The following is a 23448-nucleotide window of genomic DNA, read 5'->3' on the forward strand; positions in this document are numbered from 1 at the left end:
ACCACGATACGGTGCGGCCCGCCGGACGGGTCCGGGGGCCGTGCCTCTCCCCCACCCCACCCCTTCCCGAAACCAGGGGCTTCGCCCCCGGCCCCTGGGTGTCGGTTGCGGGGCCGTACGCCCCCGAGCCCCCGCGAGGGGCTTGAGGAGCGCCGCCACCGCCGGTCCGGCGAGGGGCCCGAACTGGCGCCCCGGCCCCCCCGTGAGGGGCTTGCAAGCCACTGGCGCCCGGGCCCCATGAGGGGCTGGGAGGCGTGGTGCCGGGGCTGCCCCGGAAGGCTTCCGGGGCCCGTCTGCTCGGGGCGGGCCGACGCCTGGGGCCGCCCGCGAGAGGTCCCCCGGCTGACGTCGCGGCCCGCATCGGGCCTCGGCCTGGACGTCCCCGGGCCCGTGAGGGGCTCAGGAGACGACACCGCCGGGCCCGGTTAGGCGCCCGAACCGGCGCCCCGGCCCGGTGAGGGGCTTCACCGACTGGCGCCCGGGCCCCGTGAGGGGCTCAGGAGCTGCGGCGCAGGGGCTGCCCGGAAGGCTGCCGGGGCCCGTCCGTCGGGCCAGGCTCCGGGCCCGGCCAGGGGCTTACGAGGCCGACGCCGGGCCGCCCGTGAGAGGCCCCGCAGCTGACGTCCCCTCGGCCCCGTGAGGGGCCTACGGCGCCAGGCACCCACCAGGGCCTTGACGTTGGAGGGCCGGGCCCGCGGCGGGGCTGGAGGAGCCGATGGGCCGGACCGGCAGGGGTCTGGTGGCCTGGTGCCGCCAGACCACCGTCGACCCCCCGGGTTACTTCTCGGTGACCCCCGCCGAGTCGAACGTCGCCACCTCGTGCATCGCGCGGGCGGCGCTCTGGATGACCGGCAGGGCCAGCAGCGCGCCGGTGCCTTCGCCCAGGCGGAGGTCCAGGTCCACCAGGGGGCGGAGGCCCAGCTTGTTGAGGGCGGCCACGTGGCCCGGTTCCGCGCTGCGGTGGCCCGCGATGCAGGCCGCCAGCGACTCGGGCGCGATGGCCCGGGCCACCAGCGCCGCCGCGCCCGCGCTCACCCCGTCGAGGACCACCGGCGTACGCAGCGACGCGCCACCCAGGATGAAGCCGACGAGCGCCGCGTGCTCCAGGCCGCCGATGGCGGCGAGGACGCCGATGGGGTCGGCCGGGTCCGGCTGGTGGAGGTCCAGCCCGCGCCGGACGACGTCCACCTTGCGGGCGTGCATCTCGTCGTTGATGCCCGTGCCCCGGCCGGTGACCTCCGCCGCGTCGACGTCCGTGTAGACGGAGATCAGCGCGGCGGACACGGTGGTGTTCGCGATGCCCATCTCGCCGGTCAGCAGCGCCTTGTTGCCCGCGGCGACCAGGTCGCGGGCCGTCTCGATGCCGACCTCGACGGCCGCCAGGACCTCTTCACGGCTGAGGGCGGGGCCGGTGGTGAAGTCGGCCGTGCCGGGACGCACCTTGCGCGGCAGCAGGCCGGGCGTGGCCGGCAGGTCACCGGCGACGCCGACGTCGATGACGCAGACCTCGGCGCCCACCTGGTTGGCGAACGCGTTGCACACCGCGCCGCCGCCGAGGAAGTTGGCGACCATCTGCGCCGTCACCTCCTGGGGCCAGGCGGTGACGCCCTGCGCGTGCACGCCGTGGTCGCCGGCGAAGATCGCCACGGCCGCGGGCTCCGGGATGGGCGGCGGGCACATCCGGGACAGGCCGGAGAGCTGGGCGGAGATGATCTCCAGCATGCCGAGGGCGCCGGCCGGCTTGGTCATCCGCTTCTGCCGCTCCCACGCCTCCCCGAGCGCCTTGGCGTCCAGCGGGCGGATGTTGGACACGGTCTCCTGGAGCAGGTCGTGCGGCTCCTCGCCGGGCAGCGCACGGCGGCCGTACGTCTCCTCGTGGACGACCCACGACAGCGGGCGGCGCTTCGACCAGCCCGCCTGCATCAGCTCCGGCTCCTCCGGGAACTCGTCGACGTAACCGACGCACAGGTACGCGACGACTTCGAGGTGCTCGGGCAGGCCCAGTGCGCGGACCATCTCGCGCTCGTCGAAGAAACTGACCCAGCCGACGCCCAGGCCCTCGGCGCGGGCGGCGAGCCAGAGGTTCTCGACCGCGAGGGCGGAGGAGTACGGCGCCATCTGCGGCTGGGTGTGCCGGCCGAGGGTGTGGCGGCCGCCGCGGGTCGGGTCGGCGGTGACGACGATGTTCACCGGGGTGTCGAGGATGGCCTCGATCTTCAGTTCCTTGAACTGCTTGGCCCGGCCCTTCGGCAGCGACTTGGCGTACGCCTCGCGCTGGCGCTGGGCGAGTTCGTGCATCGTGCGCCGGGTCTCGGCGGAGCGGATGACGACGAAGTCCCAGGGCTGCGAGTGGCCGACGGACGGTGCGGTGTGGGCCGCTTCGAGGACCCGGAGGAGGACCTCGTGCGGGATCGGGTCGCTGCGGAAGCCGTTACGGATGTCCCGGCGCTCGCGCATGACGCGGAGTACGGCCTCGCGCTCGACGTCGTCGTAGGCGGGGGCCGGCGCGCTGCTCTCCGGGGCGTGCGTGCCGCCGTCGGTGGTGGCGGTGGTGTCGGTGGTGGCGGTGCTGTCGGCGCCGTCGGTGCTGTCGGCCTCGTCCGTGGTCTCTGCGGCTTCGGGCTCCTTCGGCTCCGCGGGCTCCTTCGGCTCCGCGGGCTCCTCGGCGGATGCCTGCTGCTCGGCCACCGTGGGCTGTTCGGGCGCGGGTGCGGGTGCGGGTGCGGCCTGCTCGGCCACCGGTTCGGCGGCCACCGGCTGCTCCGCCACCGGCTCGGGCGCGATGACCTCCGCGTCCGCGGGCACGGGCTCGGCGGCCACCGGCTGCTCGGGTGCCGGGTGCTCGAGTGCCGGCTCGGACGCCGGGTGCTCGGGCGCCACCGGCTCGGCAGCGGGCTGCGGGGCGGGCTCGGCCGCGGCGGGAGAACCGCCGTCGCGAGGGGCCGGGACGGTCACGGCGACGTCCGGTGCGGGTTCCGGGGCCGGCTCCGGGGTGGGCGGCGTCGGGGCGAGGTGCGGCGCGGTCGGGACGGAGCCCTCAACGGGCACGAACTGCCCGACCGGCGCGGGCGCCGGTTCCGGAACGACCGTTTCTGCTGGGGCAGGCAGCGGCATCTGGGGCTGCTGTGGCTGCGGCTGCGGGGACCACGGTTCCGCGCTCTGCGGCGGCAGCTCGCCGAGCTGCGGGCCGGGCAGCGCGGACGCCGCCTCCTCCTCGCGCGGCACGTCCAGGTACTCCAGGCCGCCGGAGGTCGCCGGACCCGGGTTCGCGGGACCGCGGTCGGCGAGCGAGCGGACCACGCCGCCCGAGGCGTCGGGCACCGGCGGGCCCATGTGGAGCGGACGCCGTGCGGCCGCCGGGGCCTGGGCGGCCGGGGCAGGCGCCGGAACCGGGGCCTGGGGCTCGGGCGCCTGCTGAAGCTGAGGCTCCGGCTGGGGCTCGGGCTGAAGCTGAGCCTCCGGCTGGGCCTGGGCCTGGGGCTGCGGCTGGGGCTCCGGCTGGAACTGGGGCGCGGGCTCGGGCTGCGGCTGGGGCTCCGGCTGGGGCTGCGCGGGCTCGGGAACCGCCGCCTGGGCCGGTTCCGGCATCCGTACGCCGGTCAGGTCGACCGAGCCGGAGTCACGTCCACCGGCCTCGTGCGCGCCGACCTGCGCGCCCGACTCGTGGGCGGCAGGCTCGGGGGCGGCAGGCTCGGGGGCGGCAGGCTCGTGGATCACCGGCTCGTGGACCGGCGGCTCGTACACAGGAGCGGCGGCCTGCTCGTGCGCGACCGGCACGGCCTGCTCGTACACGGCCTGCTGCTGCACCTGCTGCGCCTGCTGCTCGGCGACCACCGCCGCGCCCACCGGGTCCACCGCCGGAGGTTCCGGTGCGGGGGCCGTGGGGGGCATCGCCATCGGTGCGGGAGCCGGGGCGACGCCGGCGTGCGGCTCGCTCCAGGCTCCCTGCGACCCTGGCATCAGCAGCAGGTCGTCGTCCTCGGCAGCGCTCTCGGAGGGGTCCAGGAAGGTGTACGCGCCCGGAGCGGGGATGCCCGGCTGCTCCACCATGCCTGCGTTCTCCGGCTGCCCCTCGCCCGGGACCTGGCCGGTGTCAGTCATGCGTACCCCTCGCCCATCGGTTGTGCTCCTTCAGACCGTCGCCCGTCAACAAGAACGAGCATGCGCGCCGCGCGGCACGAACGGCACGCGGACATCACGTATTGTCGCGGCCTTCGGCCGCCGTGGCAGCGGGATCCGCCACCGTCGGCTGTGGACTGCGCCACGTCGCGCAACCCCCCGGAAGCGCTGTACCACATCTCCCCCCTCAAAGGGGTCCCTTTTTCCGGACATTCGCGAAGAAACCGCCGAACGCCCGGCTGCGGTACAACGATCGGCCAGCCTACCTTCCGTCCCGTAGTGAGATGGTCACGGGGAGGGCGCCGGCCTGTGCCCGGACAGCAGGAAGACCACGGATCGGTCGCGTTCCGTCCAGGAGCCGGGGTCGAGTTCGACGGACTGGAGGAGCGCGCACTCGACCGCGTACCCGCCGTCGGTCAGGGCCGCGCCGATGGCCTCCGCCTCGTCGCGGGTGGTGGCGTGCGTGACGATCCGCTCGGGGCGGCGGTCCGCGCAGGCGGTGACGACGGCCGCTCCTCCGCCTCCGACGCGTACGACGTCGGGCTCCGGCAGCCGTTCCAGCACGTGCGGCGCGCGGCCCGCCACGGTCTGGATCTGGACGCCGGAGTGGCGTGCGGCGGCCTCGGTGCGGGCGCACGCCGCCCGGTCCTCGTCGACCGCGATGACGGCGGCGCCGAACCGTGCGGCCTCCACGGCCAGCGCCCCGGCGCCGCAGCCGATGTCCCAGACGAGGTCGCCGGTGCGCGGGCCCAGGCGGGCGAGCTGGGCGGCGCGGAGGCCGGCCGACTCGCCGGTACCGAGATCGTCGCCGTACACGTGCGAGGGCAGCCCCCAGCCGCGTACCGCTCCCGGGTCGCGGCCCATCAGCCAGCCCCCGCCCTGCGTGCCCGTCGCCGCGGTGCCGCCGATGACGATGACGACGTTGGGGTCGCGCCAGGTGTGGTCGGCGGCCTTGTCGGAGGTGAGAACGGTGACCTGCTCCCGCTCGGTGCCGAGTTCCTCGCAGATGACGAAGGTGCGGTGGACGCCGTCGAGGAGGAGGGCGAGTTCGGCGGGGCCGGCGCCCGGGGAGGTGAGCACGGCGACCTTGGGGTGGGCGCGGCACACGTTGACGGCGCGGCGCAGCGTACGGCTGTGGGCGACGACGACGTGGGCGTCGTCCCAGGGCATGCCGGCGCGGGCGAAGGCGGCGGCGACGGAGGAGACGGCGGGCACCACTTCGACTTCCAGGCCGTACTGGGGTGCGCGCAGGGTGCGGACGACGCCGAAGAAGCCGGGGTCGCCGTCGGCGAGGACGACGGCGGTGCCGCGGTGGCCGGCGATGCGGCGGGCGGCGAGGTCGACGCTGCCGAGGCGGATGCGTTCGGCGGCGGGCGGGATTTCCGGGAGCGCCAGGTGGTGGCCGGCTCCGGCCACCAGGGTGGCGGCCGAGAGGGCGGCCCTGGCGGCCGCGGTGAGGGGCGAACCGTCCCAGCCGATCACCGTGACCCGGTCGGCCATCTTCGTCTGTCTCCTGGAGTCTTGGTGCAGGTCGGGGCCGACCTGAGCGTACCTGGATTCAGTTCCAGTCGGTGAAGGAGGAGTATCCGGCATCGGCGAGCTGGTCGGCGGCGCCTTCGAGGTCCTCGGGGAGCAGGCTCCACACGATCAGGTCGGTCCTGATGTCGGTCCAGCCGCCGTCCTCCGTCTGGGTGCGCGCTATCCAGGCGTTGCGCAGGACGCCTTCGCTGATGCAGCCGATCTTCTGGGCGACCTGCTGGGAGGCGGTGTTGTCGGCGGCGGTGCGCAGTTCCAGGCGTTCGAAGCGCTGGTCACGGAAGAGCCATTGGGCGACGGCGAGGACGGACTCGGTGGCGTACCCCTCGCCACGGGCCCAGGGGGCGGTGACGTAGGCGACTTCGGTGGCGCGGGTGCGCCAGTTGGTGTTCTGGAGGTGGATGGTGCCGACGAGGCGCTGGGTGAGGAATTCGGTGACGGCGAGGACGACGCCGCGGCCTTCCGTGCGTTCTGCAGGAGCGATCCTGCGCACCCATTCCTCGGCGTGGGCCGTGGTGTACGGGTGGGGTACGGAGGTCCAGGTGACGACCATCTCGTCGTTCATCATCTCGGTGTGCGCGGGGATGTCCGAGTCGTCGTAGGGGCGCAGCACCAACCGTTCCGTGCTGATGGAGATGTCCGGAAAGGTGGTAGTCATGCGCAGCTCCATGCCGGGGACCGTCCGTAAAGGCCGTGAACGCACAGCATGCAGCATGCAGTCGGTGGCGCGCATGGCCGGGTCGGTACGGGGACGTCGGTACGGGGACGTCGGTACGGGGACGTCGGTACGGGGACGTCGGTACGGGGGCGTCGGTACGGCGGTACGGGTCAGGCCCCGCTCACCGGACGGGGTGCGCGGGGCCTGGGGCCGAGGGGAAGGCGGCGTTACTTGGCCGCGCCGAAGGCGGCGATGATGGAGCCGTCCTTGTAGGTGTCCTCGATGTACTTCTTCACCTCGGGCGAGTTGAGGAGCTTGGCGAGCTTCTGCACGCGGGCGTCGTTCTCGTTGCCCTTCTTCACGGCGAGGAAGTTGGCGTACGGGTTGCCCTCCGCCTTCTCCAGCGCCAGGGCGTCCGTGGCGGGGCTGAGCTTGGCCTCGATGGCGTAGTTGCCGTTGATGACGGCGGCGTCGACGTCGTTCAGGGCGCGGGGCACGGTGGCGGCCTCCAGCTCCTTGAACTCCAGGCCCTTCTTGTCCTCGATGTCGGACAGCTTGCCGTTGGCGCCGACGCCGTCCTTGAGGGTGATGACGCCGTTGTCGGCGAGGAGCTTGAGAGCGCGGCCGCCGTTGGTGGTGTCGTTGGGGACGGCGACGGTCTGGCCCGCCTTCAGGTCCTTGAGCGACTTCAGCTTCTTGGAGTAGAGGCCGAGGGGCTCCAGATGGACGTTGACAACCGGGACGATGGTGGTCTTGTTCTTCTTGTTGAAGTCGTCCAGGTACGGCTTGTGCTGGAAGTAGTTGGCGTCGACCTGGCCCTGCTGGGTGGCGGTGTTCGGCAGGACGTAGTCCGTGAACTCCTTGACCTCCAGCTTGAGGCCGGCCTTCTCGGCCAGGTTGTCCTTGACGTAGGTCAGGATGTCGGCGTGCGGCGTCGGGGACGCCGCGACGACGAGCGGCTTGGACTCGTCGGCCTTGCCGGAGCCGCCCTTGGAGGAGGCCGGGTCGGAGGCCGTGCCGCAGGCGGTGAGGCCCAGGGCGAGGGCGGTGATGGTGGCGAAGGCGCCGGTGAGCTTGATGTTCTTACGCACGAAAAGTGCCTCTTTCTGGTGATGCGGACAACGCCCGGACAAGGAGTGCGGGTTGTGCTGGGAAGGGTCAGGAAGTCAGGAAGCGGTGCGGCCGCGGCGGGCGAGCAGGCGTACGGCCCCGTCGCCGATGAGCTGGACGATCGTGACGATGACGATCAGCAGCACCACGGTGATGAGCATGAACTCGGTCTCGAAGCGCTGGTATCCGTAGGTGATGACCTTGGAGCCGAGCCCCTCGCCGCCGACCGCGCCGGCCAGCGCCGAGTAGCTGATCAGCGTGATCACCGTGGTGGTGAGCGCGGCGACCAGGGAGGGCAGGGCCTGCGGGAGGAGCACCTTCCCCACGATCGTCGGGATGCCGCCGCCCATGGACTGGACGGCTTCGACCAGCCCGTGGTCGACTTCGCGGATCGCGGTCTCGACCAGGCGCGCGAAGAACGGGATGGCGCCGATGGAGAGCGGCACGATCATCGCGGTCGGGCCGATGAAGGTGCCGACGACGAGGGTCGTGAAGGGGATCAGGGCCACCAGCAGGATGATGAAGGGCAGTGAGCGGCCCACGTTGACGATCGCTCCGATGGCCTTGTTCACCGGGCGGTTCTGCAGCAGTCCGCCCTTGTCGGTCAGGACGAGGAGAACGCCGAGCGGCAGACCGCCGATGACGGTCACGACGGTGGACCACAGCACCATGTAGAGCGTGTCGATGGTGCCCTGCTCGAGCAGGGGCCGCATTTCTTCCCAGGTCACTTCGCGGCCTCCTTGACCAGATCGTCGTTGGCGTCCCGGCCGTCGCGGCCGTCGTCGGCGTGGTTGCCGTCGGAGAGGTCGAGGACCTCGACCTGGAGGCCCTGCTCGCGCAGGAACCCGACGGGGACGACGTTCTCCTCGTACCGGCCGGGCAGTTCGATGCGCATGCGCCCGATCTGCTTGCCGCCGACGGTGTCCATGGCGGCGCCGAGGATCGAGATGTCGACGTTGTACGTACGGGAGAGCTGGGAGATCACCGGCTGGGTGGCGGCCTCGCCGTGGAACGTGACGTCGATGACCGTACGGTCGGGGCCGGTGGCCTCGCCGGTCACCGGGAACAGTTCGTGGGCCAGCTCGGAGCCGGGGGTGGCGAGCAGTTCGGAGACGGTGCCGGACTCCACGACGCGGCCCTTCTTCATCAGGGCGGCGGAGTCGCAGATCTGCTTGACGACGTCCATCTCGTGCGTGATGAGCAGGACGGTCAGGCCGAGCTGCCGGTTGAGGTCGCGCAGCAGCTGGAGGATGGAGCGGGTGGTCTCGGGGTCCAGCGCGCTGGTGGCCTCGTCGGAGAGCAGCACCTTGGGGTTGCCGGCGAGCGCGCGGGCGATGCCGACGCGCTGCTTCTGGCCGCCGGAGAGCTGAGCCGGGTACGCCTTGGCCTTGTCGGCGAGGCCGACGAGGTCGAGGAGCTCGAGGGCGCGGTGCGAGCGTTCGGCGCCGGAGACGCCGAGGATCTCCAGGGGCAGTTCGACGTTGTCCTTGACGGTGCGCGAGGACAGCAGGTTGAAGTGCTGGAAGACCATGCCGATGCGGCTGCGCGCCCGGCGCAGGTCCTTCCCGGCGCGGCGGCCGCGTCCGGCGAGCGCGGTGAGGTCGGTGCCGTCGACCGTCACGGTGCCGGAGGTGGGGCGCTCCAGGAGGTTGACGCAGCGGATGAGCGAGGACTTGCCGGCGCCGCTCTGACCGATGACGCCGAAGACCTCGCCTTCGCGGACATGCAGGTCGACACCGTCCAGAGCGGTGACCTGGCGGCCGCGCGACTCGTAGACCTTGGTCAGGCCCGTAGTGGTGATCACAGGGTTTCCGTCACTGTCGAGTGCACGGCGCGGTGTCCGCCGGGCACGGGGCATTCGTCATTCCGACGCGCGGCACGGCCGGCTCGGCCGGGTGGGCCAGGGGGTGGCACGTGCGCGGGGCAGGCCGGTCCGTCGATGTGGATCGCGTACGGAACACGGCGCGGCTGTCGGGTCTCGCTTCGGGGCGCGAGGCTCACACGGGGGCCCTCAGAAGGCGCACATTCGACACATGCAACGAGCACCGGGCGTCGTCATCGCCTCGGTCGCAAGGGTGCGGTAGCTCATCGTGGTCATGCGGGTCAGTAAACCAGACGCCTCTTCGGACGCCGGGCGACTGTCCGAATAGTGGACAGTCGTTGACGGCGCGGGGGTGGTCAGGCCGCCGTGGTGGCCTTCACCGTGAGCTCCATCGCACTGCCGGTGGCCTGTGCGGACACAGCCGACAGGTTTTCGACGACGGCGTCGGCGACGAGTTGGGAGCGGTCGTGCGTTGTGGTCAAGGCCACGGTCGTCATGCCGGCGGCGCGGCCGGCCGACAGCCCGGCGGGGGCGTCCTCGAAGACCACGCAGCGCGCCGGGTCGACGCCGAGCCTGGCGGCGGCGAGCAGGTAGGGCTCGGGGTCGGGCTTGCCGCGCGTGATGTCGTCGGCGGCGATCACCACCGGCGCGTCGATGCCGGCCTCCCGAAGCCGGGCCTCGGCGAGCGGCCGGGTGGCGGAGGTGACGACGGCCCATCGGCCGTCCGGGAGCGAGGAGAGCAGCTCCTTGGTGCCCGGCAGCAGTTCCACACCGCCGGGTACGTCCTCGACCTCCAGCTGCTCGATCCGGGCGAGGGCCTCGGGTATCCGGCCGGCGGGGAGCAGCTCGGCGATGATCTCGACGGCGGGGCGGCCGTGCAGTTCGACGCGGGCGAAGTCCGCCGCCGCGATGCCGTACTCCTCGGCCCACCGGTTCCAGCAGCGGTCGACGGACGCGAGGGAGGAAACGAGCGTGCCGTCGTTGTCGAACAGGAGGGCTTCGGCGTGGAGCTTCATGGTCATGGAGCCTACGTTTCCGCTACCGGGGGCGGTCGCACCGGGTCTTTTGGCCCGTAATAGTCTCGGGCGCATGCTTGACGCCCTGACGGTCGCGGTCTCCGTGGCCGCGCTCGCCCTCGCCGCCTGGTGCGGCTTCGCCGCGTACCGGGACCAGCCGACGAAGGACTGGCACTTCATCGGCATGGCGGTGGTGACGCTGCTGGCGCTGGTGCAGCTGATGGTCGCGATCGTGCGGCTGGCGCGGGGCGAGCAGGCCGACGCGGGTACGGCGATCTTCCTCGCGTATCTGGTCGGCGCGCTGTGCGCGGTGCCGGCCGCGGGGTTCATGTCGCTGGCGGAACGCAGCCGCTGGGGCTCGGCGACGGTGGCGGCGGGCGCGGTGGTGCTGGCGGTGCTGGAAGTGCGCCTCTACGACATCTGGACGGTCTGAGATGGCGGGGCGCGGTCTGGCCAAGGGGCCCGGCATGCTGCTGGTGTGGCTGTACGGGGTGATGTCGGTCGGCGCGGTGTCGCGGTCGGTGCTGCAGATCGCGACCGAGTTCGACCGGGCGCCGCTGCCGTACACGCTGTCGGCCCTGGCGGCGGTGGTGTACGTGTTCATCACGTACACGCTGGTACGGGGCGGGGAGACGGCCCGCAAGGCAGCGCTGGTGTGCTGCGCCGCCGAGCTGGTGGGCGTACTGACCGTGGGGACCTGGACGCTGGCCGATCCCGGCGCCTTCCCGGACGCCACGGTCTGGTCCGACTACGGATACGGATACGTCTTCATTCCGGTGCTGCTTCCGGTGACCGGGATCCTGTGGCTGCGGAGGGCTAAGCGGCCTTCTCCAGCGTGACGAGGGTCAGGCGCGGGCCGGCCTCGTGGGTGGCGACGGTCTCGTACCCCTTCTTGCGGTAGAGACGCAGGTTTCCCTCGCTGCGGTGTCCGGTGAGGAGCTGGAAGCGCTTGGCGGCGGGCGACGGGCCGGTGGCGAAGTGCTCCTCGATGGCGTCGAGGAGGCGGCCGCCGAGGCCGTGGCGGCGCAGCCGCGGGTGGACGATGAGCTTGCCGATGGTGGCGGTGCCGGTGTCGTCGAGCTCTCCGCGTACGGAGGCGATGATCTCGTCGCCGAGCCGGGCGACGAGGGCGTGGCCGCGGTCGAGCTCGGCCTTGAGGTCGTCGAGTGACTGGGTGAGGGGTTCGATGCTGTAGTCGCCGTAGAGCTCGGCCTCGCTCTGGTAGCACAGGTACTGCAGCTTGAGGATGTGTTCGGCGTCCTGCGCGCTTGCCGCTGAGATGGTCACGCTCATGCCCATGTATGCATGCCTCCGGCTCACCTGGTCCGCCCTTGGGTCTACCGCTCCTTTCCCCGATGTTCAGGAACGGCAACCTCTGCCGTGAGCATTCTGCGCAGGCATCCCAGGCATCGGGAACGCATCGGCCCCAAACTGCCTTGTGAGATACCCAACTCCCCTGCGATTTCGCGGTAGGTGGGGTCGGTGGGCGACAACATCGCAGTCAGCAGGCGCCGGCAGTGGAGGGGGGCGCGGGCGATGGCGGTACGCAACGCCCGGTGCCGTTCGGCGACGAGCGCGGCGTGCTCGGGTTCGGCGTCCGACACGGGCTCGTGGGCGGTGTAGGGCAGTTCGCGCACGATGGTGCGCCGGGCGCGGCGGGCTTCGGCCCGGACGGCGCGGCGCAGCCAGTCGGCGGGGCTGCGGGGTACGCCGGGGCCGCCGTCGAGGCGCTCCAGGAGCCTGAGCCATACGGCTTGTTCGAGGTCGCCGGGCTCGACACCGGCGGCTGCGGCCTCCGCCTCGGACTCGGCGGCGAGCAACGCGGTGAGCGTACGGACGAGTTCGGGGACGGGGGCGGGTCGTTCGGGGGGTGTCATGCCGCCCACGACACGTCGTGGCCGCCCGCCGGTTGCCGCGCCGCCCTGAAACCGCCCGTCCGGGCGTCACCCGAAGCGGTGCGCTGACGGGGGCGTCGCCCCGCCGGGCGGGGCGGGACGGGGCGCGGGGAGGTGGAGCGGGTCCGTGACGCACGGGGGGGTGCGCCGAGCGGTACGCGCGCCCCGGCGGGGGAGGCCAGGGCAGGTGCACGGGCCGTGGCGCACGGGCGTGGCGCCGCCCCCCGCGCGCGGGGCCGGGCAGGCGTACGGGCGTGTCGGGCAAGGCCCAGGCAGGTGCACGAGCCGGGGCGCCGAGCGGGCGCGTCCGGCCGACGCGCGCCGCTCGGGGCCGGAGCCGGCCGGGAGCCCGGCGGAGCCGGCGCCGCTATCGGCGCCGGAACGGCGGCACGATGGCCCGGCGGGTATGCCCGTGGATCGCCCGGCGGCACGCCCGGCGTTGGCCGGCGGCGGCCCGGCGGCACGCCCGGCGCCCTTGGCGATGGTCTGGCGCCCACCCGCGGCAGCCAGTGGTGGGCCGACGGCACGCCCGGCGTTGGCCGGCGGCGGCCCGCGGCGCGCCCAGCGCCCTGCCCGGCGGTAGGCCGACGCCCTGCCCAGCGGGATGGCGGTGGCCCGGCGCCCACCTGGCCGTGGCACGGCAACGGCACGGCGCCCCACCCGGCGGTGGCACGGCGCCCTGCCCGGTAGCGGCCGGCGCCCCCGCCCGGCGGTGGCACGGCGCCCCGCCCCGCGGTGGGCCGACGGCACGCCCGGCGGGGGACGGGCGGGCGGTCAGGGGCGAGTGCGGAAGTCCGCGGCGGCGAGGAGGCCTGTGTCGGGCTGGTCGGTGAAGATGCCGTCGATGCCGGTGGCGAAGTACGCCTTGTACGCGCCGAACACGTCCCCGTACGCCGCCGGGTCCGTGCCGCGGCGGAAGTCGGCCGGCAGGAAGCTGTTCTCGTTGCGCAGCGTGTAGGGGTGCAGGACCAGCCCCTTGGCGTGGGCGTCGCGCACCAGCGTGGTGGGCTTGCCCAGCTTGCCGTCCTTGCTCTTCGGGATGACGAGGTCGAGCAGGGGGCCGATGCCCTGCGCGTACGACGCGATCCACTTCAGGCCCTCGGGCGTGATCAGGTCGGCGACCGTGCGCGGGTCGCCCGCCTCGCGGAAGTCCCAGGGGCGGTCGTCCGCCGTCCACAGCAGCACGACGCGCGGCGTGGAGACGAGCTTGGCCATCCGCTGCATGCTGGTCGGCTCGAAGGACTGGAGGAACGTCGGCGAGTCCGCGCCGTGGCGTCCGTACCGGCGCAGCAGCTTCGCCAGCGGCTCCTCCAGGCCCAGGCCGAGGCCCCGGAAGTAGGTGGGGTGCTTGGTCTCGACGTACAGCCAGATCGGGCGGCCCCGGCGGCGGCCCTCCTTCTCGGCCCAGCGCAGCACCTCCTCGAAGGTGGGTATCGTCCAGCGCCCGTCGTAGACGGTGTTCTCCTGGCGCGTACCGGGGATGCGCTCCTTGGCGCGCAGCGTCTTCAGCTCGGCGAGGGTGAAGTCCTCGGTGAACCATCCGGTCAGCGAGGTGCCGTCGACGGTCTTCGTCGTCCTGCGGGACGCGAACTCGGGGTGGTCGGCGACGTCCGTCGTGCCCGTGATGTCGTTCTCGTGCCGGCAGACCAGGTGCCCGTCCTTGGTCGGGACGAGGTCCTGCTCGATGACGTCCGCGCCCATGTCGAGGGCGAGCTGGTAGGAGCCGAGGGTGTGCTCGGGGCGGTAGCCGCTGGCGCCGCGGTGCGCGATGACCGTCGGGACCGGCAGCTTGTACGAACCCGACGGGCGCCCCTGCGCCTGCGCCGCGGTGGTGCCGGCCGCGCCGACGGAGAGGGCGGCGGCCGAGCCGAGGACCGCCGCTGCTCCCAGCACGGTCCGGCGGGCGGGGCTGCTGTGCGCACCCTGTGTCATGGAGGCTCCTTCGACGAGCGTGTTTCGGACTGACGAGCGAGGCCCGATCGTAGGCAGGGGTGCCTTACGTACGGGAGACCCCCGACGAACGCATGGAAAACACGGGTCAACACTGCGTATCGACTCGGTGAACCCGATGTGCGCCCGCGCCTGACCCGCGAGTATCGTCCTCACCTGCACATACTGGTCACGTACGTGGTCGGCTACTTCGACGGAGGACTCGTTGTCCCGCTTCGCGCTCATCAAGGCAGTGCTCGGCCCGGTCATGCGCCTGATGTTCCGCCCCCACGTAGAGGGCGCCGAGAACATCCCCGGCACCGGGCCGGTCATCCTGGCGGGCAACCACCTGACGTTCATCGACTCGATCGTCCTGCCGATCGTGTGCGACCGTCAGGTGTTCTTCATCGGCAAGGACGAGTACGTCACGGGCAAGGGCCTCAAGGGCCGGCTCATGGCGTGGTTCTTCACGGGCGTCGGCATGATCCCGGTGGACCGGGACGGCGCCAACGGTGGCGTGGCCGCGCTGATGACGGGGCGCCGGGTGCTGGAGGAGGGCAACGTCTTCGGCATCTATCCCGAGGGCACCCGCTCCCCCGACGGCCGCCTCTACCGGGGGCGTACGGGTATCGCGCGCCTCACGCTGATGACGGGCGCGCCGGTGGTGCCGTTCGCGATGATCGGCACGGACAAGCTCCAGCCGGGCGGCGCGGGCCTGCCCCGCCCGGGCCGGGTGACGGTGCGCTTCGGTGAGCCGATGGAGTTCTCGCGCTACGAGGGCATGGACCGTGACCGGTATGTGCTGCGGGCGGTGACGGACTCGGTGATGGCCGAGGTGATGCGGCTGTCGGGGCAGGAGTACGTGGACATGTACGCCACGAAGGCGAAGGCGGCGTAGGCGGCCTCCGGCCGCGGGGCGTGAGACGGGGCGGCGCCCCGGTACGGCAGGAGTGCCGTACCGGGGCGCCGCCCCATGTGCGCCCGGGAGACGCCCGCGCCCCGCACTCGGCCCGCCGGGTTTGGGAGCCGCGCGTCGCCAGGGTCCGCGCCCCGCGTTCGGTTGCGGATGGGCCCCCGTCGCCCGGGCCCGAGCGTTGCCGGGACCGGCGCCTGGCCTCGGTGCGGCCGGCGCCATCGGGGGCCGGGGCCACGCGTGGCCGGGGCCTGCGCCTCGCGGTGCAGGCCGGGGGTCCGGACCGGGGCCGTTGCACGGGGTGGCCGGGCGGGCTACGGGTGCTCCACGCCCTCCTCCAGCTTCTGGCCGCGCAGCAGGAACCAGGCCGCGACCGCCGTCGCCAGCAGGACCACCGCGCCGGCGCCGGCCGCGATGCGGAGGCCCTCGACGAAAGCGTCCTGCGCGGCGGTGACCAGCGCGCCGGCCGTCGCGTCCGGCAGGCCGGCGGACGCCTCCACCGCGCCGCCCAGCGATTCGTGGGCGGCGGCCGAGGTGGCCGCGGGGACGCCCTCCGGGGTGACGAAGTCGCTGTAGACACCGGTCACGACGGAGCCGAGGAGCGCGATGCCGAGCGCCGCGCCGAGTTCGTACGCCGTCTCGGACACCGCCGACGCGGCACCCGCCTGCTCGCGCGGGACGCTGGAGAGGATCACGTCGGCGGTCACCGTGAACGCGAAGCCCGCGCCGATGCCGACGACCAGCAGGGACGCGCCGAGCATCGGGTAGCCGGTGGACCGGTCGAGCAGGGTCAGCACGGCGAGCGCCAGGCCCACCGCGGCGAGGCCGCCCGACACCACGGACCGTACCGAGAACCGCCGGGCGACGACGCCCGCGATCAGACCGGCCGTCACCGCGCCGATGGCGGCGGGCAGTTCGGCGAGGCCTGCCTCCAGGGGGTGGCGTCCTTGGACCAGTTGGAGGAACTGGGAGAGGAAGAACACGAGCCCGGACAGGCCCAGGATGGTCAGCAGGTCGGCGAGCACCGCTCCGGAGAAGCCCCGGTGGTGGAACAGCCGCATGTCGAGCAGAGGTGCGTCGAGCCGGAGCTGCCTGCGTACGAACCAGGTCAGTGCGGCCACGCCGACCACCGCCGCCACGCCCATGTCGAGGCGCAGTCCGTGCGCGGCGGCTTCCTTGACGGCGTATACGACGCCGATCATGCCGACGAGGGAGAGGCCGACGCTGGGCAGGTCCCAGGGACCGGGCGCCGGGTTCTTCGACTCGGGGATGAACTTGATGCCGACGAGGACGAGGACGACCATCACCGGCAGGTTGATCAGGAACACCGAGCCCCACCAGTAGTGCTCCAGCAGGAACCCTCCGACGACCGGGCCGACGGCCGCGCCGGCGGATGCCATGGCGCCCCAGATGCCGATGGCGAGGCTGCGCTCGCGCGGGTCGTGGAAGAGGTTGCGGATGAGCGCCAGCGTGGACGGCATGAGGGTCGCGCCGGCGACGCCGAGCAGCGCGCGGGCGACGATCATCATCTCGGGGGTGGTGGCATACGCGTTGAGCACGGAGACGGCACCGAAGGCGGCGGCCCCGACGAGCAGCAGCTTCTTGCGGCCGATGCGGTCGCCGAGGCTGCCCATGGAGACGAGCAGTCCGGCGATGACGAAGGAGTAGATGTCGCCTATCCACAGCAGCTGGGTGCCGGTCGGCTTGAGGTCCTCGCTGAGGAACGGGGTCGCCAGGCCGAGTACGGTGGCGTCGACCGCCACCAGCAGCACGGCCAGGACCAGTACGGCGAGTGCCAGCCACCGGCCCGGGCGGCGCAGAACCTCCGATTCCTTGGTCTGCTGATCGGTTCGGGTCATTTCTCCACGCTCCTGCGTGCTCCGCCGAGCAGCAACTCGGCGATCATGTACTGGTAGTCCTTGGCGGCGACCCGCCCGTCCTGCACGGCCCAGGCACAGGTGCCGATGAGGCCGTAGAGCGCCTCGGTGAGCCAGGCGGGCGTGAGGTCGATCCGGAACTCGCCCTGCTCCTGACCGCGCCGGAAGAGCGCGGCCACGCGGGCGTCGAGGCGGGCCCAGCCCTCGTTCATCTGGTCGCCCTCGAAGAGCTGGTTCTCGGTCACGAGGAACGCGAGCAGTCCGGCGACGGGCTCCAGCCCGGCGATGAGCCGGCGCAGCGCCTCCTCGGCGGTGCCGTCGTCGAACCGGGCGGCCTCGATGGCCGCCTCGAACTCCTGGATCCCGAGCGCCTCCAGCGCCCTGACCAGCGCGTCCCGTCCGGCGAAGTGCCGGTGGAGGGTCGCACGGCCGATGCCGGCGGCGCGGGCGACCTCGTCCATGGTGGCGGTCGCCTTGCGGGAGAGGAGGGCGGCGGCGGTGCGCAGCACCTGCTCACGGTCGACTGTCATGAGACAACCATAGCCCATGTGAGACATCAATGTCTCATTCGAAATCCCATCGACTCACCAAGGGGAGGAACAGGATGCTGAGGCACATGAAGCCACTGCTGCTGATCGACGTCGACGGTCCGCTCAATCCGTACGCCGCGAAGGCCCGGCGCAGACCTGAGGGCTACACCACTCACCGCATGCGGCCCTCGGGCTGGACGGAGGTCAAGCCGCTGCGGGTGTGGCTGAACCCCGCGCACGGCCAGGAGCTCCGGGAGCTGGCGCACCACTACGAGCTGGTCTGGGCCACCACCTGGAAGGGCGAGGCCAACGACTGGATGGGGCCGCACCTGGGGCTGCCCGAGCTGCCGTACATCGACTGGCCCCGGATGCACGGAAAGGCCCCTCGCGGGACCTTCTGGAAGACGCAGTACATCCTGGAGTACGCGGCGGGGCGGCCGTTCGCCTGGGTCGACGACGACATCACGGCGTACGACCGCGAGATGGTGGAGCGGGAACACCTCGCCGCCGCCCTGTTGGTGCACGTCGATCCGCGTATCGGGCTGATACGGACGGACTTCGACGCGCTCGCGGAGTGGGCGGCGGCGCTGTGATCGTCGGTGTCAGTGCTTGGCGGTGGCCCAGGCGCGCTGGATCACCAGGTCGGCCTTGACCTCGGAGAGCTGGGTGGCGACGGCGGAGGGGGCCGTGCCGCCCCGGCCGTTGCGGGAGGCGAGAGCGCCGGGGACGTCGAGGACCGTCCGTACCTCGGGGGTGAGGTGCTCGGAGATCTTGGCGAACTGCTCGTCCGTGAGCTGGTCCAGCTCGATGCCGTGCGCCTCGCACTCCTTGACGCACTCGCCCGCGACCTCGTGCGCCACCCGGAACGGCACGCCCTGCTTGACCAGCCACTCCGCGATGTCCGTCGCGAGGGAGAAGCCGGCCGGGGCGAGCTCCTCCATCCGCTCCCGGTTGACCGTGAGCGTGGCCATCATGCCGGTGAAGGCGGGCAGCAGGACCTCCAGCTGGTCGCAGGAGTCGAAAACCGGCTCCTTGTCCTCCTGCAGGTCGCGGTTGTACGCGAGCGGGAGGGCCTTGAGGGTCGCCATCAGCCCCGTCAGGTTGCCGATCAGGCGGCCCGACTTGCCGCGTGCGAGCTCGGCGATGTCCGGGTTCTTCTTCTGCGGCATGATCGACGAGCCGGTCGAGAAGGCGTCGTGCAGGGTCACGAAGGAGAACTCCTTCGTGTTCCAGATGATGACCTCCTCGGCGATCCGGGAGAGGTTCACGCCGATCATCGCGGTGATGAACGCGAACTCGGCCACGAAGTCCCGCGAGGCGGTGCCGTCGATCGAGTTGCCCGCGCTGCCGTTCTCGAAGCCGAGGTCCTTGGCGACCGCCTCGGGGTCGAGCCCGAGGGACGAGCCGGCCAGGGCGCCGGAGCCGTACGGGGAGACCGCCGTGCGCTTGTCCCACTGGCGCAGCCGCTCGGCGTCCCGGGAGAGGGACTGCACATGGGCGAGCATGTGGTGGGCGAAGAGCACCGGCTGGGCGTGCTGGAGGTGCGTACGGCCCGGCATGGCGACGTCCGGGTGCGCCTCCGCCAGGCCCACGAGGGCGTCCTGGAGGTCGGCGAGGAGGCCGCCGATGATCCGGGCGTGGTCGCGCAGGTACATCCGGAAGAGCGTGGCGACCTGGTCGTTGCGGGAGCGGCCGGCGCGCAGCTTGCCGCCGAGGTCGGGGCCGAGCCGCTCCAGCAGGCCGCGCTCCAGCGCGGTGTGGACGTCCTCGTCGGCGATGGTGCCCACGAAGTCGCCCGAGGCGACGTCCGCCTCCAGCTGGTCGAGACCGGCCAGCATGGAGGTCAGCTCGTCGGCCGTCAGCAGCCCCGCCTTGTGGAGCACGCGCGCGTGGGCGCGGGAGCCGGCGATGTCGTACGGCGCGAGGCGCCAGTCGAAGTGCACGGACGCCGACAGCTTGGCCAGCGCCTCGGCGGGACCGTCGGCGAAGCGGCCGCCCCAGAGCCGGACGTCACCGTTGTTGCTGCTCAACTCTGCTCCTCAGGAGGGGTGCGGATGTGCGGCCGCCTCCCCACCCCTGAGGTGAGGAGGCGGCTGTCGAACGAATCGGGGTCAGGCCAGGTCACGCTTGGCGGCGATCTTCGACGACAGGGCGAAGATGTCGATGAAGCCCTGCGCCTTGGACTGGTCGAAGGTGTCGCCCGAGTCGTACGTCGCCAGGTTGAAGTCGTACAGCGACTCGTCCGACTTCCGGCCGGTGACGACGGCGCGGCCGCCGTGCAGGGTCATCCGGATGTCGCCGGAGACGTGCTGGTTGGCCTCGTTGATGAAGCCGTCCAGGGCCCGCTTGAGCGGCGAGAACCACAGGCCGTCGTAGACCAGCTCGCCCCAGCGCTGCTCGACCTGCCGCTTGTAGCGGGCCAGCTCGCGCTCGACGGTGACGTTCTCCAGCTCCTGGTGGGCGGTGATCAGCGCGATGGCGCCGGGGGCCTCGTAGACCTCGCGGGACTTGATGCCGACCAGCCGGTCCTCGACCATGTCGATCCGGCCGATGCCCTGGGCGCCGGCGCGCTGGTTGAGCTGCTGGATCGCCTGGAGGACGGTGACGGGCTTGCCGTCGATGGCGACCGGGACGCCCTCCTTGAAGGTGATGATCACCTCGTCGGCCTCGCGCGGGGTGGCCGGGTTCGAGGTGTACTCGTAGATGTCCTCGATCGGCGCGTTCCAGATGTCCTCGAGGAAGCCGGTCTCGACGGCCCGCCCGAAGACGTTCTGGTCGATGGAGTACGGGGACTTCTTGGTGGTCGCGATCGGCAGCTCGGCCTTCTCGGCGAAGGCGATGGCCTTGTCGCGGGTCATCGCGTAGTCACGGACCGGGGCGATGCACTTCAGGTCGGGGCCGAGGGCCTGGATACCGGCCTCGAAGCGGACCTGGTCGTTGCCCTTGCCGGTGCAGCCGTGGGCGACGATCGAGGCGTTGTGCTTCTTGGCGGCGGCGACCAGGTGCTTGACGATCGCGGGCCGGGAGAGCGCCGAGACCAGCGGGTAGCGGTCCATGTACAGGGCGTTGGCCTTGATCGCCGGGAGGCAGTACTCGTCGGCGAACTCGTCCTTGGCGTCCGCGACCTCGGCCTCGACCGCACCGCAGGCGAGCGCGCGCTTGCGGATGACGTCCAGGTCCTCGCCGCCCTGGCCGACGTCCACGGCGACGGCGATGACCTCGGCACCCGTCTCCTCGGCGATCCAGCCGATGGCGACGGAGGTGTCCAGTCCGCCCGAGTAGGCGAGTACGACGCGCTCGGTCACGGGTTTCTCCTTACGGTGCATTCACTGACAGGTATAACTATGCAGACCGCCGTATGTTTTGTCAACGCCGGGGCCGGAGGGCCCGGACCGGCAGGACGGCCGGTCCCGCACGCCCGGCAGGGGCCCCGGGGGGCGCACCCACTGCGCGACGCCGGCGACCCGCGCGCGGGCGCCGGGGGTTCGCGCACCCCACCCCATGGGTGAATTTTCAACTCTGACGCTCCGTTACCAAGCGTCGGAAAGGAATTCACTTCACCCGTTGAGCAGTTGAGTTCTCATCGAAGCTATTGAATGGGCAACTGTGTTGCGATACCAGTATCAACGTCTACGCTGGACAGTGGGATTGAGGATATGAACGACACCAGGAAAGGAGGTGTACGAGATGCGCGTCTACGAACGTCCGACGCTGACCGCAGCAGGATCGTTCCGCAGGACCGGCCTGGGCACCACCAGGGGGCCGGAAAAGCACCTCGTCCTGAGGTTCAGCTTGTGAGCATTTCCGCATGGCGGCGGGTTGCGGCGTCAATTCCCGCAGCCCCCGTCCTTTGATCTTTCCGCCCGGGGAGAGGTCCGTCATGGCTTCTGCCGACTGGTTCGTCGTCCTTCCGGACTCCGCTTCGGCGCAGCGGGTCGCAGCCGCGCTGCGCGGCCCGGCGGTCCAGGAGGTCAGCCACCCGTCGGGCCGGCCCTGGCTGCTCGGCAGCTGGGCCGCCCGGGACATGGCCGTCGGCGAGGCGGGAGGGGTGAGGATCGCGGTCGTCGGTGACCACGCGACCACCGCCGACCGGCTCACCGCGGCCGCCCGCCGGACGGACACGGTCGCCGGCCTCGACGCGTTGGCCGGGTCCCTGGCCGGCAGCGTGCACCTGGCCGCCTCGGTCGCCGGGTGCGTACGCGTCCAGGGGACCGTCACCGGCCTCCGCCGGGTGTTCCACGCCCGGACCGGTGACGTCACGGTGGCCGCCGACCGGACCGACGTCCTGGCCGGCCTGCTCGACGCGGAGATCGACGAGCAGCGGCTGGCCGTCCACCTGCTGAATACCTCCGGACTGCACCCGGTGACGGGCGAGCCCGTGTGGCGCGGCGTGCACGCCCTGCCGCCCCGCCACTACCTGGCGCTGGACCCCGTCGGGCGGCCACGGACCGTCGGCTGGTGGACCCCTCCCGAGCCGGTGGTGCCGTTGGCCGAGGGCGCGTATGCGCTGCGGGAGGCGCTGTCGGCCGCTGTCGAGGCCCGCGTACGGGGCCGGGACGTGGTGAGCTGCGACCTGGGCGGGCTGGACTCGACCTCGGTGTGCTCGCTGGCCGCCCGCGACGGGGCGCAGGTCGTCGCGTACACCGCCGAAGGCCTCGACCCCATGGGCGACGACGTGACCTGGGCCCGCCGGACGGTCACCGCGTTGGGCGGTGTGGAGCACCACGTCATCCCCGGGGACCGCCTGCCCATGGTGTACGAGGGCCTCGGCGACGTGGACGACCGCTTCGACGAGCCGTGCCCGGTCGCCGTCCAGCGCGACCGCTGGATGGCCATTCCCCGGCTGGCCACGTCGCGCGGATCGCGGCTGCACCTGACCGGCTTCGGCGGCGACGAGCTGCTCGCCGGCTCGCCCGCGCACCTGCACGCGCTGATGCGTACGCGTCCCAGGACCGCCCTGCAGCGCGTACGCGGCTTCGCCGCCCAGCGCCCGTGGCCGTACCGGGAAACGCTCCGGCAGCTGTGGGACAACAGCACCTACCGGGCATGGCTCGCCCGGGTCGGTGACCAGCTCACCGCCGTACCGCCCCCGTTGGAGACACCGACCCTGGACTGGGGCACACAGCCGCGCATGCCCCCGTGGGCGACGCCCGACGCGGTCGACGCGGTGCGTGAGCTGATCCGTTCCGCTGCCCGCGGCGCCGAACCGCTGGCGCCGACCCGCGGGCAGCACGTCGAGTTGGAGGCCATGGGCAGCACGTCCCGCATGGTGCGGCAGCTGGGTCAGATGGCCGCCCGCATCGGGCTCGGGCTCGCCGCCCCGTACTACGACGACCGCGTGCTCGAAGCGGGCCTGTCGGTGCGGCCGCAGGACAGGATCACCCCCTGGCAGTACAAGCCGCTCATCGTCGAGGCGATGCGCGGCGTCGTCCCCGACGAGAGCCTGACCCGCCACACCAAGGACGGCGGGGACCAGGAGGTGGAGGCGGGGCTGCGGGCGAACCGTGGCGCGTTGCTGGCCCTGTGCGAGGACTCCCGGCTCGCCCGCCTCGGCCTGATCGACGCGGACGCGCTGCGCGAGGTGTGCGCCCGGCCGCTGCCCCCGAATCTGCAATTCGACGCGCTGTATCAGACGGTGGCGTGCGAAATGTGGCTACGCGCACGGGAATCCACCGCCATTCCGGGCTGATGTCTACGGTCATGTGGAGATGGTCATGACGTTCACTTTGCGCGACGGTGTGTTCACGGTCGAAACGGAGTACGGGATCGCACTCCTCGATGAGGACCGCGACCAGTATTGGACGCTCAATCCGAGCGCCGCCCTCATTCTGCGGACGTTGCTGGACGGCGGCAGCGCCGACGACGCCGTACGAACGCTCACCCAGGAGTACGCGGTCGAGAAGGACACCGCGCATCGGGACGTCCAGGAACTGGTCGGTGAATTGCGCGCGGCGGGCCTGGCCGAGGAGGACACCGGACGCCCGCTCGTACGGCACGGCATACGCCGGTGGCGGCCGGAGAAGAAAAGCCGTTGAGGAAGAAG

The 23448-nt window shown here is 72.2% G+C and carries 20 protein-coding genes; 6 read left to right on the top strand and 14 right to left on the bottom strand.

The window, feature by feature from the left end; translation table 11 throughout:
- Window positions 1-777: 777 nt before the first annotated feature.
- The 7 genes from cobT to BKD26_RS09940 all read right to left on the bottom strand — a co-directional run bounded on the left by cobT (window position 778) and on the right by BKD26_RS09940 (window position 10261).
- Window positions 778-4101 (bottom strand): nicotinate-nucleotide--dimethylbenzimidazole phosphoribosyltransferase, encoded by a 3324-nt coding sequence (gene cobT / locus BKD26_RS09910; protein WP_084897472.1) that lies wholly within the window; start codon window positions 4099-4101, stop codon window positions 778-780.
- A gap of 306 nt (window positions 4102-4407) precedes the next feature.
- On the bottom strand, window positions 4408-5619 hold the full coding sequence (cbiE, locus tag BKD26_RS09915) for a precorrin-6y C5,15-methyltransferase (decarboxylating) subunit CbiE (protein WP_084897473.1): 1212 nt from the start codon (window positions 5617-5619) through the stop codon (window positions 4408-4410).
- A gap of 58 nt (window positions 5620-5677) precedes the next feature.
- Window positions 5678-6325, bottom strand: coding sequence for a GNAT family N-acetyltransferase (locus BKD26_RS09920; RefSeq protein ID WP_107417813.1), 648 nt, complete (start codon window positions 6323-6325; stop codon window positions 5678-5680).
- A 215-nt stretch (window positions 6326-6540) separates the two neighbouring features.
- A complete protein-coding gene (locus tag BKD26_RS09925; RefSeq protein WP_084897474.1) occupies window positions 6541-7404 on the bottom strand; it encodes a MetQ/NlpA family ABC transporter substrate-binding protein in 864 nt (287 codons plus the stop codon).
- A gap of 75 nt (window positions 7405-7479) precedes the next feature.
- Window positions 7480-8151, bottom strand: a complete 672-nt coding sequence (locus BKD26_RS09930) for a methionine ABC transporter permease (RefSeq protein WP_084897475.1) — start codon at window positions 8149-8151, stop codon at window positions 7480-7482.
- Window positions 8148-9227, bottom strand: a complete 1080-nt coding sequence (locus BKD26_RS09935; protein ID WP_084897476.1) for an ATP-binding cassette domain-containing protein — start codon at window positions 9225-9227, stop codon at window positions 8148-8150. The genes BKD26_RS09930 and BKD26_RS09935 overlap by 4 nt, the downstream gene beginning before the upstream one ends.
- Window positions 9228-9601: 374 nt before the next feature.
- Window positions 9602-10261, bottom strand: coding sequence for an HAD family hydrolase (locus tag BKD26_RS09940; RefSeq protein WP_084897708.1), 660 nt, complete (start codon window positions 10259-10261; stop codon window positions 9602-9604).
- A gap of 73 nt (window positions 10262-10334) precedes the next feature.
- On the opposite strand from BKD26_RS09940, the gene BKD26_RS09945 reads away from it, so the two are divergent.
- Together BKD26_RS09945 and BKD26_RS09950 are read left to right on the top strand one after the other, a co-directional pair.
- Window positions 10335-10694 carry a hypothetical protein gene (locus BKD26_RS09945; RefSeq protein WP_084897477.1) on the top strand — a complete coding sequence of 120 codons (360 nt, stop codon included), beginning with the start codon at window positions 10335-10337 and terminating at the stop codon, window positions 10692-10694.
- Window position 10695: 1 nt separating this feature from the next.
- The gene (locus tag BKD26_RS09950) at window positions 10696-11100 is read left to right on the top strand and encodes a hypothetical protein (protein WP_084897478.1); all 405 of its coding nucleotides are present in this window, start codon (window positions 10696-10698) and stop codon (window positions 11098-11100) included.
- Here the strand turns inward: BKD26_RS09950 and BKD26_RS09955 are convergent.
- The 3 genes from BKD26_RS09955 to BKD26_RS09965 form a co-directional block, all read right to left on the bottom strand.
- On the bottom strand, window positions 11078-11560 hold the full coding sequence (locus BKD26_RS09955) for a GNAT family N-acetyltransferase (protein ID WP_084897479.1): 483 nt from the start codon (window positions 11558-11560) through the stop codon (window positions 11078-11080). The two genes, BKD26_RS09950 and BKD26_RS09955, sit on opposite strands and share 23 nt — an antisense overlap.
- A gap of 38 nt (window positions 11561-11598) precedes the next feature.
- Window positions 11599-12138: a sigma-70 family RNA polymerase sigma factor gene (locus tag BKD26_RS09960; RefSeq protein ID WP_084897709.1), complete on the bottom strand. Its 540-nt coding sequence runs from the start codon at window positions 12136-12138 to the stop codon at window positions 11599-11601.
- A 792-nt stretch (window positions 12139-12930) separates the two neighbouring features.
- The gene (locus BKD26_RS09965) at window positions 12931-14088 is read right to left on the bottom strand and encodes a glycerophosphodiester phosphodiesterase (protein ID WP_084897480.1); all 1158 of its coding nucleotides are present in this window, start codon (window positions 14086-14088) and stop codon (window positions 12931-12933) included.
- 265 nt (window positions 14089-14353) lie between these two features.
- Between BKD26_RS09965 and BKD26_RS09970 the strand changes: the two genes are divergently transcribed.
- Window positions 14354-14983, top strand: coding sequence for a lysophospholipid acyltransferase family protein (locus BKD26_RS09970; RefSeq protein WP_084897710.1), 630 nt, complete (start codon window positions 14354-14356; stop codon window positions 14981-14983).
- Window positions 14984-15312: 329 nt separating this feature from the next.
- Here the strand turns inward: BKD26_RS09970 and BKD26_RS09975 are convergent, their stop codons facing one another.
- Window positions 15313-16857 (bottom strand): MFS transporter, encoded by a 1545-nt coding sequence (locus tag BKD26_RS09975; protein ID WP_084897481.1) that lies wholly within the window; start codon window positions 16855-16857, stop codon window positions 15313-15315.
- On the bottom strand, window positions 16854-17405 hold the full coding sequence (locus BKD26_RS09980) for a TetR/AcrR family transcriptional regulator (RefSeq protein ID WP_084897482.1): 552 nt from the start codon (window positions 17403-17405) through the stop codon (window positions 16854-16856). Before BKD26_RS09980 ends, BKD26_RS09975 begins: the two co-directional genes overlap by 4 nt.
- Before the next feature lie 86 nt (window positions 17406-17491).
- Here BKD26_RS09980 and BKD26_RS09985 point away from each other — a divergent pair, with 86 nt between their 5' ends.
- Entirely contained in the window at window positions 17492-17998 is a 507-nt protein-coding gene (locus BKD26_RS09985; RefSeq protein WP_084897483.1) for an HAD domain-containing protein, read from the top strand.
- Between the two features lie 9 nt (window positions 17999-18007).
- Here the strand turns inward: BKD26_RS09985 and argH are convergent, their stop codons facing one another.
- Window positions 18008-19435 carry an argininosuccinate lyase gene (gene argH / locus BKD26_RS09990; protein WP_084897484.1) on the bottom strand — a complete coding sequence of 476 codons (1428 nt, stop codon included), beginning with the start codon at window positions 19433-19435 and terminating at the stop codon, window positions 18008-18010.
- Between the two features lie 81 nt (window positions 19436-19516).
- A complete protein-coding gene (locus BKD26_RS09995; protein ID WP_084897485.1) occupies window positions 19517-20710 on the bottom strand; it encodes an argininosuccinate synthase in 1194 nt (397 codons plus the stop codon).
- A 575-nt stretch (window positions 20711-21285) separates the two neighbouring features.
- On the opposite strand from BKD26_RS09995, the gene BKD26_RS10000 reads away from it, so the two are divergent.
- On the top strand, window positions 21286-23094 hold the full coding sequence (locus BKD26_RS10000) for a lasso peptide isopeptide bond-forming cyclase (RefSeq protein WP_084897486.1): 1809 nt from the start codon (window positions 21286-21288) through the stop codon (window positions 23092-23094).
- A 25-nt stretch (window positions 23095-23119) separates the two neighbouring features.
- Window positions 23120-23440, top strand: a complete 321-nt coding sequence (locus BKD26_RS10005) for a lasso peptide biosynthesis PqqD family chaperone (RefSeq protein WP_084897711.1) — start codon at window positions 23120-23122, stop codon at window positions 23438-23440.
- The last annotated feature ends 8 nt before the right edge of the window (window positions 23441-23448 follow it).

The organism is Streptomyces sp. CB03238 (assembly GCF_002099185.1).
Lineage (GTDB): Bacteria > Actinomycetota > Actinomycetes > Streptomycetales > Streptomycetaceae > Streptomyces.

What these genes read in the sequence shown, in the direction of transcription:
- cobT (WP_084897472.1), bottom strand. Translation starts at nt 4,101, where the DNA reads ATGACTGACACCGGCCAGGTCCCGGGCGAGGGGCAGCCGGAGAACGCA.
- cbiE (WP_084897473.1), bottom strand. Translation starts at nt 5,619, where the DNA reads ATGGCCGACCGGGTCACGGTGATCGGCTGGGACGGTTCGCCCCTCACC.
- BKD26_RS09920 (WP_107417813.1), bottom strand. Translation starts at nt 6,325, where the DNA reads ATGGAGCTGCGCATGACTACCACCTTTCCGGACATCTCCATCAGCACG.
- BKD26_RS09940 (WP_084897708.1), bottom strand. Translation starts at nt 10,261, where the DNA reads ATGAAGCTCCACGCCGAAGCCCTCCTGTTCGACAACGACGGCACGCTC.
- BKD26_RS09945 (WP_084897477.1), top strand. Translation starts at nt 10,335, where the DNA reads ATGCTTGACGCCCTGACGGTCGCGGTCTCCGTGGCCGCGCTCGCCCTC.
- BKD26_RS09950 (WP_084897478.1), top strand. Translation starts at nt 10,696, where the DNA reads ATGGCGGGGCGCGGTCTGGCCAAGGGGCCCGGCATGCTGCTGGTGTGG.
- BKD26_RS09955 (WP_084897479.1), bottom strand. Translation starts at nt 11,560, where the DNA reads ATGGGCATGAGCGTGACCATCTCAGCGGCAAGCGCGCAGGACGCCGAA.
- BKD26_RS09960 (WP_084897709.1), bottom strand. Translation starts at nt 12,138, where the DNA reads ATGACACCCCCCGAACGACCCGCCCCCGTCCCCGAACTCGTCCGTACG.
- BKD26_RS09965 (WP_084897480.1), bottom strand. Translation starts at nt 14,088, where the DNA reads ATGACACAGGGTGCGCACAGCAGCCCCGCCCGCCGGACCGTGCTGGGA.
- BKD26_RS09970 (WP_084897710.1), top strand. Translation starts at nt 14,354, where the DNA reads ATGCGCCTGATGTTCCGCCCCCACGTAGAGGGCGCCGAGAACATCCCC.
- BKD26_RS09975 (WP_084897481.1), bottom strand. Translation starts at nt 16,857, where the DNA reads ATGACCCGAACCGATCAGCAGACCAAGGAATCGGAGGTTCTGCGCCGC.
- BKD26_RS09980 (WP_084897482.1), bottom strand. Translation starts at nt 17,405, where the DNA reads ATGACAGTCGACCGTGAGCAGGTGCTGCGCACCGCCGCCGCCCTCCTC.
- BKD26_RS09985 (WP_084897483.1), top strand. Translation starts at nt 17,492, where the DNA reads ATGAAGCCACTGCTGCTGATCGACGTCGACGGTCCGCTCAATCCGTAC.
- BKD26_RS10000 (WP_084897486.1), top strand. Translation starts at nt 21,286, where the DNA reads ATGGCTTCTGCCGACTGGTTCGTCGTCCTTCCGGACTCCGCTTCGGCG.
- BKD26_RS10005 (WP_084897711.1), top strand. Translation starts at nt 23,120, where the DNA reads ATGACGTTCACTTTGCGCGACGGTGTGTTCACGGTCGAAACGGAGTAC.